This window comes from Tenacibaculum piscium, from assembly GCF_021390715.1.
In the GTDB taxonomy this organism is placed as follows: domain Bacteria; phylum Bacteroidota; class Bacteroidia; order Flavobacteriales; family Flavobacteriaceae; genus Polaribacter; species Polaribacter piscius.
This window is the reverse complement of record NZ_JAJGWT010000002.1, coordinates 111652-126753: the sequence shown is the minus strand read 5'-3', so window position 1 is coordinate 126753 and position 15102 is coordinate 111652. Positions and strand designations below refer to the sequence as shown.

Below are 15102 nucleotides of genomic sequence, written 5' to 3'. Positions count from 1 at the left end.
TTTAAATAAACAAACAAAATAATGGGATTATTAAAATCTTCTATTGGAAGAAAATTTGCCATGGCACTTTCGGCTTTCTTCTTGATGTTCTTCTTATTGCAACACTTTGTAATAAACATCACCTCAATTTTTCCTGACAAGGGAGCAACCTTTAACAAGTTATCTCATTTTATGGGAACTAACCCGTTAATTCAATACGTGATGCAACCTGTCTTAATTTTTGGTGTCGTTTTTCATTTTGTAATGGGATTCGTCTTAGAAGTAAAAAACAACAGTGCAACTAATGTAAGTTATGCGAAAGATAACGGAGCAGCAAATTCTACTTGGATGAGTAGAAATATGATTTGGTCTGGTGCGGCAATTTTAGCATTCGTAGTATTACACTTTATTGATTTTTGGTTTCCAGAAATCAATCATAAGTATATTGCTATGTTGCCAGAAGATCCAACCCGCTATTTTCATGAATTGCAAGAAAAATTCGTAAATCCACTTAGAGTTGTGGCATATATCGTAGCTTTTGTTTTCTTAGCGTTACACTTATTACATGGTTTTACTTCAGCATTCCAATCGGTTGGAGCTAATAACAAATACACTAAAGGATTGAAAACATTTTGTAAAGTGTATGCAATTGGTATTCCTGTAGGATTTATCATTATTGCATTATTTCATCATTTCAATCATTAATACGAAACTAGTATGGCTTTAGATTCAAAAATTCCAAAGGGTCCAATTAAAGATAAATGGACAGATTATAAAAATAAGATTGATTTAGTAAATCCTGCAAACAAACGTAATATTGATATTATTGTTGTTGGTACAGGATTAGCTGGTGGATCTGCTTCAGCTACCTTAGCTGAATTAGGTTATAACGTAAAAGCATTTGCGTATCAAGATTCTCCACGTAGAGCGCATTCAATTGCAGCACAAGGTGGAATTAATGCCGCAAAAAATTATCAAGGTGATGGTGATTCTTTTTACCGTTTATTTTATGATACCGTAAAAGGGGGAGATTACCGTTCACGTGAAGCAAACGTATATCGTTTGGCTGAAGTTTCTGCAAATATTATTGACCAGTGTGTGGCACAAGGAGTTCCTTTTGCTCGTGATTATGGTGGTTTGTTAGACAACCGTTCGTTTGGTGGAGTTTTAGTTTCTAGAACTTTTTATGCTAAAGGACAAACAGGACAACAATTATTATTAGGTGCATATTCGGCTATGAACCGTCAAATTGCTCGTGGAAAGATTGAAATGTTCAATCGTCATGAAATGTTAGACGTTGTTAAAGTTGATGGAAAAGCGCGTGGAATTATCGCTCGTAATTTAATTACAGGTGAAATTGAACGTCATTCAGCACACGCGGTAGTTGTTGCTACTGGTGGATACGGAAATGTATATTTCTTATCAACAAATGCGATGGGTTCAAATGCAACGGCAGCTTGGAAAATCCATAAAAAAGGTGCATTTTTTGCAAATCCTTGTTATACGCAAATTCACCCAACGTGTATTCCTCGTTCAGGTGATTATCAATCGAAATTAACGTTGATGTCAGAATCATTACGTAATGACGGTCGTATTTGGGTTCCTAAAAACATGGAAGATGTACTGGCAATTCGTGAAGGTCGTAAAAAACCAACTCAATTATCAGAAGAAGAAAGAGATTATTATTTAGAAAGAAGATATCCTGCCTTTGGTAACTTAGTACCTCGTGATGTTGCTTCAAGAGCAGCAAAAGAGCGTTGTGATGCTGGTTACGGAGTAAATGCAACTGGTGAAGCAGTGTATTTAGATTTTAAATCGGCAATTGCTCGTTACGGTAAAGAACAAGCAAAATTACATCATATTACAAATCCTTCTGAAGCTAAAGTCTATGAATTAGGACAGGCTGTAATAGAAGCGAAATATGGGAACTTATTCCAAATGTATGAGAAAATTGTAGATGAAAATCCATACAAAACACCAATGATGATTTATCCTGCAACACACTATACAATGGGTGGTGTTTGGGTTGATTATAACTTAATGACTACCGTTGATGGATTGTACTGTATTGGAGAAGCAAATTTCTCTGATCACGGAGCAAACCGTTTAGGAGCTTCTGCATTAATGCAAGGTTTAGCAGATGGTTATTTCGTATTACCGTATACTATTGGAGATTATTTATCTAAAGATATTCGTACAGGAAAAATTTCAACAGAAACACCAGAATTTGTAGCTGCTGAAAAAGAAGTTACCGAGCGTGTAAACTTTTTTATCAACAATAAAGGAACACATTCTGTAGATTATTACCACAAGAAGTTAGGAAAAATAATGTGGGAAAAATGTGGAATGGCTCGTAATGAAAAAGATTTAAAATCAGCAATGGTTGAAATTAAAGCATTGCGTGAAGATTTCTGGAAAAACGTAACAGTTCCTGGTGATGCAAACGAAATGAATCCTGAATTAGAGAAAGCTGGTCGTGTGGCTGATTTCCTTGAATTAGGGGAATTATTTGCCAAAGATGCTTTAGATAGAAAAGAATCATGTGGAGGTCACTTTAGAGAAGAATCAGCAGAAATTGATGGTCCTCAAAAAGGAGAAGCAAAACGTAATGATAAAGAGTACGCCTATGTTGCTGCTTGGGAATACAAAGGAGAACCTGCAGACGCAGTTTTACACAAAGAAGAATTAGAGTTTAACGATATTGAATTAAAACAACGTTCATACAAATAAGAAGATATTATGAATTTAACACTTAAAGTTTGGCGTCAGAAAAACGCAAGTGATAAGGGAAAGATGGTCGATTACCAAGTAACCGAGATTTCTGAGCATATGTCTTTCTTAGAAATGATGGATGTACTTAATGAGCAAATAATCAATAAAGGTGATGAGCCTATCGCATTTGACCATGATTGTCGTGAAGGAATTTGCGGAATGTGTTCAATGTATATTAACGGTGAAGCTCATGGTCCTGATAGAGGAGTAACTACCTGTCAGTTACATATGCGTATGTTTAAAGATGGCGATACCATTACAATCGAGCCATTTAGAGCAGCAGCATTTCCTGTAATTAAAGATTTAGTAGTTGATAGAATGGCTTTCGAGCGTATTCAACAAGCAGGAGGATATATTTCTGTAAATACATCAGGAAATACCCAAGATGCCAATTCAATTCCAATTCCTAAAAAAGATGCTGATGACGCAATGGATGCAGCAACTTGTATTGGTTGTGGAGCGTGTGTGGCAACTTGTAAGAATTCTTCTGCAATGTTATTTGTTGGAGCTAAAGTATCGCAATATGCGTTATTACCACAAGGACAAATTGAAGCTACCGATCGTGTATTAAACATGGTAGCTCAAATGGATGCAGAAGGTTTTGGTAACTGTACTAATACAGGAGCTTGTGAGGTGGAATGTCCGAAAGGAATTTCATTAGAAAACATCGCTCGTATGAATAGCGAATTTATGAAAGCGAGTTTAAAAGGATAAACTCGGTATCAAAATATAATTTATTAAAAAAACCTGAGCAATAAAATTGTTCAGGTTTTTTTTGATTTATAAATTTAGAAAATCTACAAAAAATAGTACTGAAAATTAAGCATAAAAAAAAACCTCAACAATTACGTTAGGCTTCCTTTATATGTGTTATTATTTATCGTGGGGGGATTAGCGTTGGGGGGATGCTACACATAATAACACTACAAATATACAGTGCTATTTACTGTTAAAAGTATAGTAAAAGTTAACAAAACATATTGTTTTTGTTATCTAAAATAGGTCAATTTTACTTCTTGATTTCTTCTTATTTTTTAAGTGTTGGTTTTAAGTGATTTGTAGATTTTAAATTAAAAAACATCACATTTAAAGAGTTCTTAAAACCATTTTTTATTTTTGAAAAACAACAACATTGCGATGGCAGTAACCAACATTATTCCCCACATTATAAAATAACTGTATTTGTAAGATAGTTCTGGAATGTATTCGAAATTTGTGCCGTAAATACCAGCGATAAACGTTAATGGAATAAAAATAACCGAAAAAATGGTTAAAAATCGCATTATATCGTTTAATTTACTACTTATAGTGGTGTGATATATGTTTAATTGATCTGACAATATTTCTCGATAATTATCGGTTGCATCATTGGCTTGACTAATATTATCTTCTAATTCTTTAAAGTAGATATAGGTATTTTCTTTGATAAAATCGGTATCTGTTTTTGCTAATGAAAAAATCATTTCTTTAGCTGGTTTTATATTTTTTCGTAAAAAATTGAGTTCTCGTTTGTAATTATTTATTTCAGTAATAATATTCTGCGTTGGGTTTATTAATAAATTTTCTTCTAAAGTTTCAATTTTATCACCTAAAAAACCTAGTACGTATAAATAATTATCAACCACAATATCCAATAGGGCGAAGGTTAAATAATCCGTTCCTGCTGTTCGAATTCTCTTTTTTTGTTTTCTGATGCGTTCTCGTACAGGTTCAAAGACATCTCCTTTTTGCTCTTGGAATGAAAATAAAAGTTTCTCAGTGAGTATTAAACTTAGGTTTTCTACTGTTGTTTTTCCATTTTTTTCGTTGAGCATTAACATTTTAATACTTATTAAAGTACAGTTTTCATATTCGATAACTCTAGGTCTTGCGTCTGTATTTAAAACCTCCGCCATCACGAGCGGACTAAATTTAAAAACACTACTTATTTCTTGCATTACTGCCATATTATGCAATCCATCTAAATTTAACCAAGTTACGCTATCGCTGTGTTGTAATTCGCTGAGGTCTTTTACTTTTTTAGTGGTATTTTCGGTAAGATTTTGTGCATCAAAATCAATAACTCGGAATAAAATTTCTTCGGTTTTTTGTTCTCCTCTAAAAATTAATTCATCAGGAGATAGCCCAATATCTTGTTTCTTTTTTTTGATAATTCGTGCCATTCTTTACGCTTATTTTCTTTGATTTACTTGATTAGAAGCAACTAAACATTTATTATTTTCCCATTTTCCTTTTAATGATTTTTCAGAAATTGGTGTATTATTACAGGTTAAGAAATTTCCGTTAGCATCTTTTTTAATGATTTTTAATCTTCCATTTTTAATAGCTTTTATCACTTTATGGATTAATTTTTTTGGAGGAATTATTTTTCCTTTTTTACTAAGTGATAACCCGATATTATTATTAAACAAATCCATAGTTGTCGCTATTTTATCAGGAATAACACCGTCTTCAAGTTTTCGTTTTTTGTAGGTTTTATAATTTTCTCTTTCGTGTGCTTTTCCTAAAGAACGAGATGCATTTTCACCTATTTCTTGTCGTAAACTAGCCATCCAAAAGGCATGACGAAAGGCATCAACTTGTCCACCAGCACCATCACCATCTAATAATGGCGATTTTTTTATAGAATCGGCAATTCGATACGCTTCTTTAGAAATTCGCTGTGCTTTTTTAGCTTTAAAAGGATGAAAGATAATCCATATTTTTTTTGGTGTAGAAATTTTTTTGAATTTTTTCCAGCTCGATTGTGAAAAAGAGAAACAGCTAACAAATAATAAAAGAATAGTTACATATTTTTTAATCATAGAATTTTTTTTAGTAATAATATTGCGTTATTTTTTACTGATAAAGATATTATTTTTCAGCCGTATCAATTTATTTTTTTAGCTATTTTTAAGTTTAAAACAAAAAACAAGGGGCTAAAACCCCTTGTTATTCCCTTACTTTTATTTACGGGCTATTTTGAAACATGTCTAAAATAACAATATTATGAATTCATAATATCTTCAATTTCATCAGCATCAATAGGAATGTTGCGCATTAAATTAAACGGTGCACCATTTTCTTGAATAACAACATCATCTTCTAAACGAATACCAAAACCTTCTTTTGGGATATAAATTCCAGGTTCAACGGTAAACACCATATTTGCTTGCATTGGTTGATGTAACAATCCGTAATCGTGGGTATCTAAGCCCATGTGATGCGAAGTTCCGTGCATAAAATATTTTTTATATGCAGGCCAGTTTGGGTCTTCATTTTGAACATCCGCTTTGTCAATTAATTTTAATTTCAACAATTCTGAAGTCATTATTTGACCCACTTCTGTATGATAATCAGCCCAAATAGTTCCAGGAACTAATAATTTGGTTGCTTCCATTTTCACATGATTTACGGCATTATACACTGCTTTTTGACGTTCCGAAAAACGACCAGAAACAGGCACAGTTCTAGTCATGTCAGAAGCATAATTGGCATATTGTGCACCAACATCCATCAAAATTAAATCGCCCGCTTTACATTGCTGATTGTTTTCAATATAATGCAATACGTTCGCATTATTTCCTGAAGCTACAATTGGCGTGTAGGCAAATCTTTTTGATCTATTTTTGATAAATTCATGAATATATTCGGCTTCAATTTCATATTCCCAAACTCCAGGTTTGATAAAATCTAACACACGTCTGAATCCTTTTTCGGTAATATCGCAGGCTTTTTGAATTAAATCTAATTCAATTTGGTCTTTTAAAGAGCGTAAATGCTGTAAAATCGGGTTACTTTTAGCCACAGAATGTGCAGGATATTTGGCTAATAACCATTTTGTAAAACGCGCTTCACGAGTTTCTGTTTCTACTGATGCGCGGTAATGTTCATTGGTGTTTATGTAGATGTTTTCGGCAAGTGCCATTATTTCGGCAAGTACTTTTTCTAAATCTTGTAACCAATATATGCTTTTGATTCCGCTAGTTTCTGTAGCTTTTTCTTTGGTTAATTTTGCACCTTCCCAAACCGCAATATGTTCATTTGTTTCACGGACAAATAATACTTCACGTAAATGTTCTTTTGGGCAATTAGGAAATAAAAGTAAAATACTTTCTTCTTGATCTACACCACTTAAAAAGAAAATATCACGATGTTGTTCAAAAGGAAGCATGCTGTCTGCACTTACAGGATACACGTCATTTGAATTAAAAATAGCAACACTATTTGGCTTCATTTGTGCCATAAAGTTTTTGCGATTTTTGATAAATAAGTTACTGTTTATTTGGTCGTATTTCATAATGCTAACAATTAAAATTCTTGTTCAAAAATACTTAAAACTTGGGGTTAAAGTTGTTGTAGTGTGGTGTTTTTTTATGATTTTCAATTTTTTTTAATAAGCTGTAAGTTGTTTTGTTCTATCGTTTAAAGATAGTTAAAATCCCTAGCCCCGATTGTAGCAATTGTTTGAGCTCTTTTTTATTTTTCTTTTTAAAAAATAAAAAAAGCGAGTGCGGAAAGCGGGAAATAGCTCCAAAAAAAACCTTCAAAATTTGAAAAATCAAACTTTGAAGGTTTTAGTATTTTTATAAGAAGTTAAAAAAAATTATCTTCTTGTATTTCTTCTTGATGAACTTTCAGAATTGCTAGAAGAACTACCTTTTGATGAATTTCCTCTAGAAGAACTTCCTGAGTTGCTTCTTGAATTATTAGTAGGACGCTGTCTTTTTGGTTTTGCAGCAGTATTACCACCTCTATGACTCGCGCCTACGCCTTTTTTCTTAGCAGTAGACCCCTTCTTTTGTGTAGCAGCTCTTTTAGGACCTGCAGTATCTCTAGGTTCGTACCCAGGAATAATTTCGGTTTTTAACTTTTGCTTTAATATTTTTTCTATTTCCTTTTGATACTCCGTTTCTTCGCTACAAACTAATGAAAGCGCTTCACCTTTTGCACCTGCTCTACCTGTTCTACCAATTCTATGTACATAATCTTCTGGTACATTTGGTAATTCGAAGTTGATAACGTGTGGCAATAAAGGAATATCAATTCCACGGGCTGCAATATCAGTAGCTACTAAAACTCTGTTGGTATTATTTTTGAAATTTGCCAATGCTTTTGTACGAGCTCCTTGACTTTTATTTCCATGAATTGCCGCTGCTGAAATTCCTGATTTTATTAACTTTTCAGTTAATTTATTTGCACCGTGTTTAGTTCTTGTAAAAATTAAAACCTGACTCCAGTTACCTTCTTTAATTAAGTTGATAACTACTTCTGTTTTTTGACCTTTATCTACTGCATATACTTTTTGAGAAACTTTCTCGGCAGTTGAATTTTCAGGTTCTGCTTCTACTGAAACAGGATTTCTTAAAATCCCTGAAGCTAATCGTTTAATTTCTGTTGAAAATGTTGCAGAAAACATCAAGTTTTGACGTTTTGCAGGCATAAAACTAATGATTTTGTTAATATCTCTAACAAAACCCATATCTAACATTCTATCAGCTTCATCTAAAATAAGTACTTCTATTCTGTTAAATGATACTGCTTTCTGATCGTGTAAATCTAACAATCTACCAGGAGTGGCAACTAAAATATCGACTCCTTGTCGTAACGTTCTTATTTGGCTTGCAGCTTTTACACCTCCAAAAACTACGGTCGATCTGATGTCTAAATACTTGCTATATTCTCTTACATTGTCATGAACTTGCGCGGCAAGTTCTCTTGTTGGTGTAAGCACTAATGCTCTTACGGGTCTGTATTTAGGGTGTTTAGATTCTGCTAAACGCTGTAAAACAGGTAGTGTAAATCCTGCTGTTTTTCCTGTCCCTGTTTGTGCTGAAGCTAATACATCTTTCCCTTCTAAAATAGGTGGTATTGCTTTTGCTTGAATTGGTGATGGGGTATCGTATCCTTTTTCTTCGATGGCTTTTAATAGTGCATCGGATAATCCTAAAGATTTAAATGTCATATATATTATTTCAGAAATACTCTAAAATAAGCACTTCTATGAAGATGCAAAGATACTGCTATTTATTTATAGGTGTGTTTTTAATAAATTTAGTAGTATTTCGGCTTCTTTTTGATAAATTATTAAGCATTTCCGAAATGAAATAACGCATCGCCCATATTTACGATTGGGAAATTATTTTTAGCGATAATATAGCCATTATCGGGTGCTTTTACAGGAAAATTTGTTTTACCATAAGTATCCATAATATGTCCTAAAATTTGATTTTTGGTAACTTTTGCGCCATTTTTTACACTTGGATTAAATAATCCTGCAACTTTAGCACGAATCCATTTTCGTTTTTTACTGATAAGAATGCTTGTATTTTCAGGAATTTCAATGGTTTGAGAAATCATGTTAAAATGTTTTAAAACTCGTAATGTTCCGTTAATTCCTTCTTGAATCGCATGTTCATTTAAGCGTAACGATTCGCCTCCTTCATATACAATTACGGGAATATTATTTTTAAAACATTGATTTCTAAATGATTTTGGAATCAGTTTTGATTCAAATAATAAAGGTGCATTAAATAGTTTTGCTAATTGAAAAGCACGAGTATCTTGTGGCGTATATCGTACTTGCGGAAAATTACTTCTTTGTGCGCCTCCTGTATGAAAATCGATGGCAAAATCGACATTTTTAACTAATTCTTTCATAAGATAATAAGCCATTCTTCCCGCTAAAGAGCCATTTTTTGCTCCAGGAAAACTTCTGTTTACATCTTTACCGTGCATATTTCGAGACAAATTTAAGAATCCAAAAATATTTAATAACGGCATTACAATAACGCATCCTTGGTTAATTTTATAGGATTTATCGATTAACATTCTTCGTACCAATTCGATACTATTTATTTCATCACCGTGTAAACCGCCTTGTAATAAAATACTTGGACCAGGTTTTTTTCCGTTAAAAACATACACAGGAATTTCGATAAGCGTACCTGTTGGCAATCTATCGATCGGAATTTTAATAAGTTTAGATTCGCCTAAACCAACACGTTGTCCTTGAATTTCGATGGTTTGATTTTTAAAATTTTGTGTGAACATTTTTTTCTGAAAAGTTAATAATTTCTTTGGCGATGTTTTGTTTTGTATAGGTTTCTATGCCTTGTAAACCTGGTGTGGAATTGACTTCTATTAATAAAGCGCCTCTTTTAGAGCGTATTAAATCGACTCCAGCAACGGGCAAATTTAAATAATTTGTTGCTTTTATGGCCATGGTAATTTCTTCTTCGGATAAGGAAACTTTACAACCGCGTCCTCCTTGATGAATATTGGAGCGAAAATCATCTTTACTGCCTATTCTTTTCATTGCTGATACAACCTTATTTCCAACAACTAAAGCTCGAATATCTTGGCTATTACTCTCGGCGATAAATTCTTGTAATAACACGCTTGTATTTGCATTGTAAAAGGTATCGATAATTGATTTTGCTGATTGATTACTTTCTGCCAAAATAACGCCAGAACCGTGTGTTCCTTCTTGAAGTTTTATAATGATTGGTGCGCCATTTAATGCTTTAATTTGCTGGTCAATATTTTCAAGATTCACTGAAAATAAAGTATTTGGAATCGGAATTTTTTTTTGATTCATTATTTGTAGCGTCGTCGCTTTATTTTGAGCTTGTAAAATTCCTAAAGAACTTGCCGTACTATACACGCCATTTAGTTCAAATTCTTTAACGACTGCCGAGCCATGTCGCGTAGCACCAGCACCAATACGAGGAATAATTACATCAGGAATATCAATAATATTTTTACCGTTATAAATAATTGCTGATTTTCCATTGGTAAGTTTTATGCTACATTTTAAGTGATTAATTACGCTAACAGTATGTCCTGAGCGACTTGCTTCTTGGTATATTCTTTGGGTAGAATATATTTGATCGCTTACAGAAAGTATAAAAATAGTCATAAATTTGAAGTATTGATGCTAGACAAAATTACTGTTTTTTTCGAGTGAAAATTTATTTAAAAAAAAGAAGTGTATTTTTGTGTTTATAAGTTTAATAAAATTCTGATTGCAAATTAGGTGAAAATTATGGAAACGACTGGAAAGACGCAAACGATGGGAACGATACGTGTAAATAATATTCGATTATTTACAAATCATGGATGTTTAGAAGAGGAAGCTAAAATTGGTTCAGAATATCGTGTGGATATTGAGGTAAAAGCGAATTTACAAAAATCATCAAAAACAGATAAACTTGCCGATACGGTAGATTATGTCCATTTAAATCATATTGTAAAAGAAGAAATGGCAATTCGTTCGGAATTATTAGAACACGTTGCACAGCGTATTTTAAACAGAATCTTCAAAGAAATTCAACTTGTTGAACAAGCAGAAGTTAGTGTTGCTAAAATTAATCCGCCAATCGGAGGAAATGTATCCGAAGTCGTAATTATTTTAAAAGATGTACGTACCTATTAACGTAAAATGTTTATAAGTTGTTGACATAGTATTGCTATAATGTTGATAACATTTTTATAAAAATTTCTATAAAAAAAGGAAAGTTTAAAAAAAAAAATGTAAATTTGCAGTCTTAATTATTAAAAGGTGTCTTGGCCGAGTGGCTAGGCAATGGTTTGCAAAACCATGTACAGCGGTTCGAATCCGCTAGACACCTCTACAAAACCTTATAAGTCTTTTGATTTATAAGGTTTTTTTTGCTCAAAAACTTAACAATAAGTTCATGTAAAAATATTGTTAAAAAAATCAAAAAAAGTATATTTGTTCCTAAATTATTATTATGAAAAAGTTAGTATTAGTACCCTTCATTATTTTAGGTTTATTTCTCTTAGGCGCTTGTGGAGATGAAAAATCCGAAGCTAAAAAAACGCCTGAATCAGCAAAAAAAGAACTTAAAACCGTTGTTGATAATCAAAAAGAAGACAAAGTAGCAAGCTTTAATTACACACCAAAAAAACCTGTTAACGGAACCTTAAAAGGTGTCGTAGAATTAGGTGCTTCTGGTTTTAACTCTTTTATTGTTAAGGTTGATAAAGATAGCAATTACGAAGTTATCAGTAAAGAATTTGGAAATAGCCTTATTTTAGAAGGAATGACAAATGTTAATGAAGTGAGTAAAAAACTTAAAAATTATATTCAATCAATTATTGAATACGGCGTTAAATCCGAAGATATTCATTTTGTGGTAAGTTCTGGGGCAAAAATATCAGATACGTCTAAAATTATTATCAATCAATTAAAAACCATCGGATATGTAGTTAACGAAGTTACCGCAGAAGAAGAAGGGATTTATGCGTTGAAAGCTGTTTTACCAAATAATTTTAAAAGCATCGCTTATGTGGTAGATATCGGTTCTGGAAATACTAAAATTTCATATTATCAAGGGAAAGAAATAGTTGGTGAAAATTCTTATGGATCTAAATATTTTCAAAATAATATACCAGATAGTACCGTTTCGAAAGAAATAAAAAGCATCGCTGCACATATTCCTAAAGGAAAAAAATCATTATGCTTTATTATCGGAGGTGTACCATATAATATGGCAAAAGCTCTTAGAACGGATAAAAATAGGTTTACCATGCTAACTCCAGATGTAAGCCGTTATGATGATGTCGTAAAAAGAAAAGGGAAAAAAGTCGCAAGCGGATTAACTATCTTTAAAGCAATTGCAGAAGAAACAGGATGCAAAAGATTTGTATTTGATTGGGATGCTAACTTTACAATCGGATTTTTATTAGCCCTGAACGAAAACGAATAAATATCCTAATTCATTAAAAAAAAGCAAGCTTTAAAAAATAAAAATTTCAATTTTTTTAAAAGACGTTCTTATTAGAACGTCTTTTTTTGTTTTTATTAACAAAAAGTTTCCTTAAAATGCTGCATCTTTGTAAGTATGCAAATTTTTTCAATAGAAACTGGTAATTTTAAATTAGATGGAGGCGCTATGTTTGGCGTAGTTCCTAAAACGATTTGGCAAAAAACAAATCCTGCTGATGGTAATAATTTGATTTCCATGAGTATGCGATGTATGCTTGTTCAAAATGGTAATCGACTTACCTTAATCGATACTGGAATTGGAAGTAAACAATCCGATAAATTCTTCGGATATTATGCTATGTTTGGCGATTTTTCTTTAGATACTTCCTTAGCAAAACACGGTTTTCATAGAGATGACATTACAGACGTGTTTTTAACACATTTACATTTTGATCATTGTGGAGGCGTAATTCAATGGAATACCGATAAAACAGGCTATATGCCCGCTTTTAAAAATGCCAAAGTTTGGAGCAATCAAGAACATTGGAAATGGGCAACACAACCAAATCCTCGTGAAAAAGCATCGTTTCTAAAAGAAAATATACAACCAATTCAAGAAAATGGACAATTAAATTTTATCCAAAAAAATCAACAAAATCAACTCGATTTTGAGGTGCTTTTTATGGATGGACACACCGAAAAACAAATGCTTCCTAAAATTCAATATCAAGGAAAAACCATCGTTTTTATGGCCGATTTATTGCCAACCGTAGGGCATATTCCATTACCATATATTATGGGATATGATACCAGACCCTTACTATCAATAGAAGAAAAAAGAATTTTTTTAAACCAAGCTGCCGATAAAGAATTTTATTTATTCTTAGAGCATGATGCTTATAATGAGGTAATTACCGTTAAGCATACCGAAAAAGGAGTCCGTTTAAAAGAACGTTATAAATTTACAGATATATTTAATTAAGATAGAGATTATGAGAGTTTTAAAACCAATGTTTTATTCGGCAGTAGCAATTTCAATATTAACAAGTTGTTCATCCGTAAGTAAAATAGCCGTGCCTACAGGTAGTAATACTGTAGTAAATATTTCAGCAAAAAAAGCCGAACTAACAACCTACCAAAAAGATAATTGGCAACATTTAGATTTAGCAACCGATTCTATTCCTGGAATGAGTGTCGATAAAGCATACAGTTTCTTAAAAGGAAAGAAAAATGCCGCTGTTATTGTTGCTGTTGTAGATACAGGTACCGACTTAAAACATGAAGATTTAGCCGATGTTGCTTGGGTAAATACAAAAGAAATTCCAGCAAACGGAATTGATGATGATAAAAATGGCTATGTTGATGATATTCATGGTTGGAACTTCTTAGGAAAATCATACAAAGAACATTTGGAATATGAACGTATTTTAAGAAACCCTTCTTTAGTAGATGCCGCTACTTTATCCGAAGTAAAAGCAGTGCAAGAAACAAAAGTAGATGCCGCTAAAAAAACAAAAGATAGATACGCTAAATTAGTAACAGCCTGTGCAGATGCTGATAAAAATTTAACTAAATATTTTGGAAAATCAGACTATACAAAAGAAGCAGTTGCAGCGCTTAATACTAGTGATGTAAACTTAAATAAAGCCAAAGCATTAGCTAGTAATATGTTAGGCTATTTTGCTGATTTTAAAGAAGCTAAAGAATATTTTGAAAATGGAATTATCAAAGCACAAGGCGTAATTGCAGGTGATAATTTAAAAACAGATTATCGTGCAGTTGTAGGTGATAACCCATACGATATTAAGGATAAACCAGGATATGGTGATGCTAATACAGGACATTCTAAAAAAGGAGAAGCACATGGTTCGCATGTTTCTGGTATTATCGGGGCAACTCGTAATAACCAAATAGGAATGAATGGAGTTGCTGATAATGTAAAAATGATGGCAGTTCGTTCGGTTTCTGATGGAGATGAGTATGATAAAGATGTTGCTTTAGGAATCCGTTACGCAGTTGATAATGGCGCAAAAGTAATCAATACTAGTTTTGGTAAAGATTTTTCACCAAATAAAGAATGGGTTTATGATGCCATTAAATATGCCGCTAAAAAAGATGTATTAATCGTAAATGCCGCTGGTAACGATGGTAAAAATATCGATGTTGAAAAAACATTTCCAAATGATGCTCCAGATTTAGTCAATGAAATTGCAGATAATGTACTAACATTAGGAGCAATGAGCGCAAATTATAACAAAAACTTACCAGCAAGTTTTTCTAATTATGGAAAAATAAATGTAGATGTGTTCGCTCCTGGAGTAAACGTACATTCTACAACACCTGATGGTGAATATAAAAAGTTTAGTGGAACTTCAATGGCAGCACCTTCGGCAGCAGGAGTAGCAGCGTTAGTACGTTCGTATTATCCTGAATTATCGGCAAGTCAGGTAAAACATATTTTAATGAATTCTGGAACTAAAATTGATTTATTAGTAACAAAACCAGGTTCACAAACCAGAGAAAATCCTATGGGAGATTTAGTGCCTTTTGCTGATTTATCAGTTTCTGGACGTGTCGTAAATGCTTACAACGCAGTTAGAATGGCAGATAGAATGGTAAATGGAAGAAAATAATCAATT

General features: G+C 32.7%; 13 protein-coding genes and 1 tRNA gene. 8 read left to right on the top strand and 6 right to left on the bottom strand.

Going from position 1 to position 15102, the window contains the following annotated elements; genetic code table 11:
- The first annotated feature begins 18 nt into the window (after positions 1-18).
- From L0U77_RS02735 to L0U77_RS02725, 3 genes are read left to right on the top strand one after another with little or no spacing between them, the layout of a single operon-like run.
- Positions 19-684, top strand: a complete 666-nt coding sequence (locus L0U77_RS02735) for a succinate dehydrogenase cytochrome b subunit (protein ID WP_101918559.1) — start codon at positions 19-21, stop codon at positions 682-684.
- Between the two features lie 12 nt (positions 685-696).
- Positions 697-2709 carry a fumarate reductase/succinate dehydrogenase flavoprotein subunit gene (locus L0U77_RS02730; RefSeq protein WP_233899995.1) on the top strand — a complete coding sequence of 671 codons (2013 nt, stop codon included), beginning with the start codon at positions 697-699 and terminating at the stop codon, positions 2707-2709.
- A gap of 9 nt (positions 2710-2718) precedes the next feature.
- Positions 2719-3465 (top strand): succinate dehydrogenase/fumarate reductase iron-sulfur subunit, encoded by a 747-nt coding sequence (locus tag L0U77_RS02725; RefSeq protein WP_233899996.1) that lies wholly within the window; start codon positions 2719-2721, stop codon positions 3463-3465.
- Between the two features lie 383 nt (positions 3466-3848).
- Here L0U77_RS02725 and corA read toward each other — a convergent pair whose 3' ends face one another.
- The 6 genes from corA to L0U77_RS02695 form a co-directional block, all read right to left on the bottom strand.
- Positions 3849-4913: a magnesium/cobalt transporter CorA gene (corA, locus tag L0U77_RS02720; RefSeq protein ID WP_233883273.1), complete on the bottom strand. Its 1065-nt coding sequence runs from the start codon at positions 4911-4913 to the stop codon at positions 3849-3851.
- A gap of 9 nt (positions 4914-4922) precedes the next feature.
- On the bottom strand, positions 4923-5555 hold the full coding sequence (locus tag L0U77_RS02715) for a DUF6973 domain-containing protein (RefSeq protein ID WP_233897627.1): 633 nt from the start codon (positions 5553-5555) through the stop codon (positions 4923-4925).
- A 182-nt stretch (positions 5556-5737) separates the two neighbouring features.
- Entirely contained in the window at positions 5738-7030 is a 1293-nt protein-coding gene (locus tag L0U77_RS02710) for an aminopeptidase P family protein (RefSeq protein ID WP_233897628.1), read from the bottom strand.
- A gap of 306 nt (positions 7031-7336) precedes the next feature.
- Entirely contained in the window at positions 7337-8695 is a 1359-nt protein-coding gene (locus L0U77_RS02705; protein WP_233897629.1) for a DEAD/DEAH box helicase, read from the bottom strand.
- 122 nt (positions 8696-8817) lie between these two features.
- Positions 8818-9783: a succinylglutamate desuccinylase/aspartoacylase family protein gene (locus L0U77_RS02700; protein WP_233897630.1), complete on the bottom strand. Its 966-nt coding sequence runs from the start codon at positions 9781-9783 to the stop codon at positions 8818-8820.
- Positions 9764-10651 carry a RimK family alpha-L-glutamate ligase gene (locus L0U77_RS02695; RefSeq protein ID WP_233900694.1) on the bottom strand — a complete coding sequence of 296 codons (888 nt, stop codon included), beginning with the start codon at positions 10649-10651 and terminating at the stop codon, positions 9764-9766. Before L0U77_RS02695 ends, L0U77_RS02700 begins: the two co-directional genes overlap by 20 nt.
- Positions 10652-10804: 153 nt before the next feature.
- On the opposite strand from L0U77_RS02695, the gene folB reads away from it, so the two are divergent.
- The 5 genes from folB to L0U77_RS02670 all read left to right on the top strand — a co-directional run bounded on the left by folB (position 10805) and on the right by L0U77_RS02670 (position 15096).
- Entirely contained in the window at positions 10805-11167 is a 363-nt protein-coding gene (gene folB / locus L0U77_RS02690; protein WP_233897674.1) for a dihydroneopterin aldolase, read from the top strand.
- Between the two features lie 125 nt (positions 11168-11292).
- Positions 11293-11363: transfer RNA gene (locus tag L0U77_RS02685), tRNA-Cys, on the top strand.
- Between the two features lie 123 nt (positions 11364-11486).
- Positions 11487-12464: a hypothetical protein gene (locus L0U77_RS02680; protein WP_233898874.1), complete on the top strand. Its 978-nt coding sequence runs from the start codon at positions 11487-11489 to the stop codon at positions 12462-12464.
- Between the two features lie 135 nt (positions 12465-12599).
- Positions 12600-13445 (top strand): MBL fold metallo-hydrolase, encoded by an 846-nt coding sequence (locus L0U77_RS02675; RefSeq protein WP_233900693.1) that lies wholly within the window; start codon positions 12600-12602, stop codon positions 13443-13445.
- Between the two features lie 10 nt (positions 13446-13455).
- Positions 13456-15096 (top strand): S8 family serine peptidase, encoded by a 1641-nt coding sequence (locus L0U77_RS02670; protein WP_101918571.1) that lies wholly within the window; start codon positions 13456-13458, stop codon positions 15094-15096.
- Positions 15097-15102: the final 6 nt, after the last annotated feature.

What these genes read in the sequence shown, in the direction of transcription:
- L0U77_RS02730 (WP_233899995.1), top strand. Translation starts at nt 697, where the DNA reads ATGGCTTTAGATTCAAAAATTCCAAAGGGTCCAATTAAAGATAAATGG.
- L0U77_RS02725 (WP_233899996.1), top strand. Translation starts at nt 2,719, where the DNA reads ATGAATTTAACACTTAAAGTTTGGCGTCAGAAAAACGCAAGTGATAAG.
- corA (WP_233883273.1), bottom strand. Translation starts at nt 4,913, where the DNA reads ATGGCACGAATTATCAAAAAAAAGAAACAAGATATTGGGCTATCTCCT.
- L0U77_RS02715 (WP_233897627.1), bottom strand. Translation starts at nt 5,555, where the DNA reads ATGATTAAAAAATATGTAACTATTCTTTTATTATTTGTTAGCTGTTTC.
- L0U77_RS02710 (WP_233897628.1), bottom strand. Translation starts at nt 7,030, where the DNA reads ATGAAATACGACCAAATAAACAGTAACTTATTTATCAAAAATCGCAAA.
- L0U77_RS02705 (WP_233897629.1), bottom strand. Translation starts at nt 8,695, where the DNA reads ATGACATTTAAATCTTTAGGATTATCCGATGCACTATTAAAAGCCATC.
- L0U77_RS02700 (WP_233897630.1), bottom strand. Translation starts at nt 9,783, where the DNA reads ATGTTCACACAAAATTTTAAAAATCAAACCATCGAAATTCAAGGACAA.
- L0U77_RS02695 (WP_233900694.1), bottom strand. Translation starts at nt 10,651, where the DNA reads ATGACTATTTTTATACTTTCTGTAAGCGATCAAATATATTCTACCCAA.
- folB (WP_233897674.1), top strand. Translation starts at nt 10,805, where the DNA reads ATGGGAACGATACGTGTAAATAATATTCGATTATTTACAAATCATGGA.
- L0U77_RS02680 (WP_233898874.1), top strand. Translation starts at nt 11,487, where the DNA reads ATGAAAAAGTTAGTATTAGTACCCTTCATTATTTTAGGTTTATTTCTC.
- L0U77_RS02675 (WP_233900693.1), top strand. Translation starts at nt 12,600, where the DNA reads ATGCAAATTTTTTCAATAGAAACTGGTAATTTTAAATTAGATGGAGGC.
- L0U77_RS02670 (WP_101918571.1), top strand. Translation starts at nt 13,456, where the DNA reads ATGAGAGTTTTAAAACCAATGTTTTATTCGGCAGTAGCAATTTCAATA.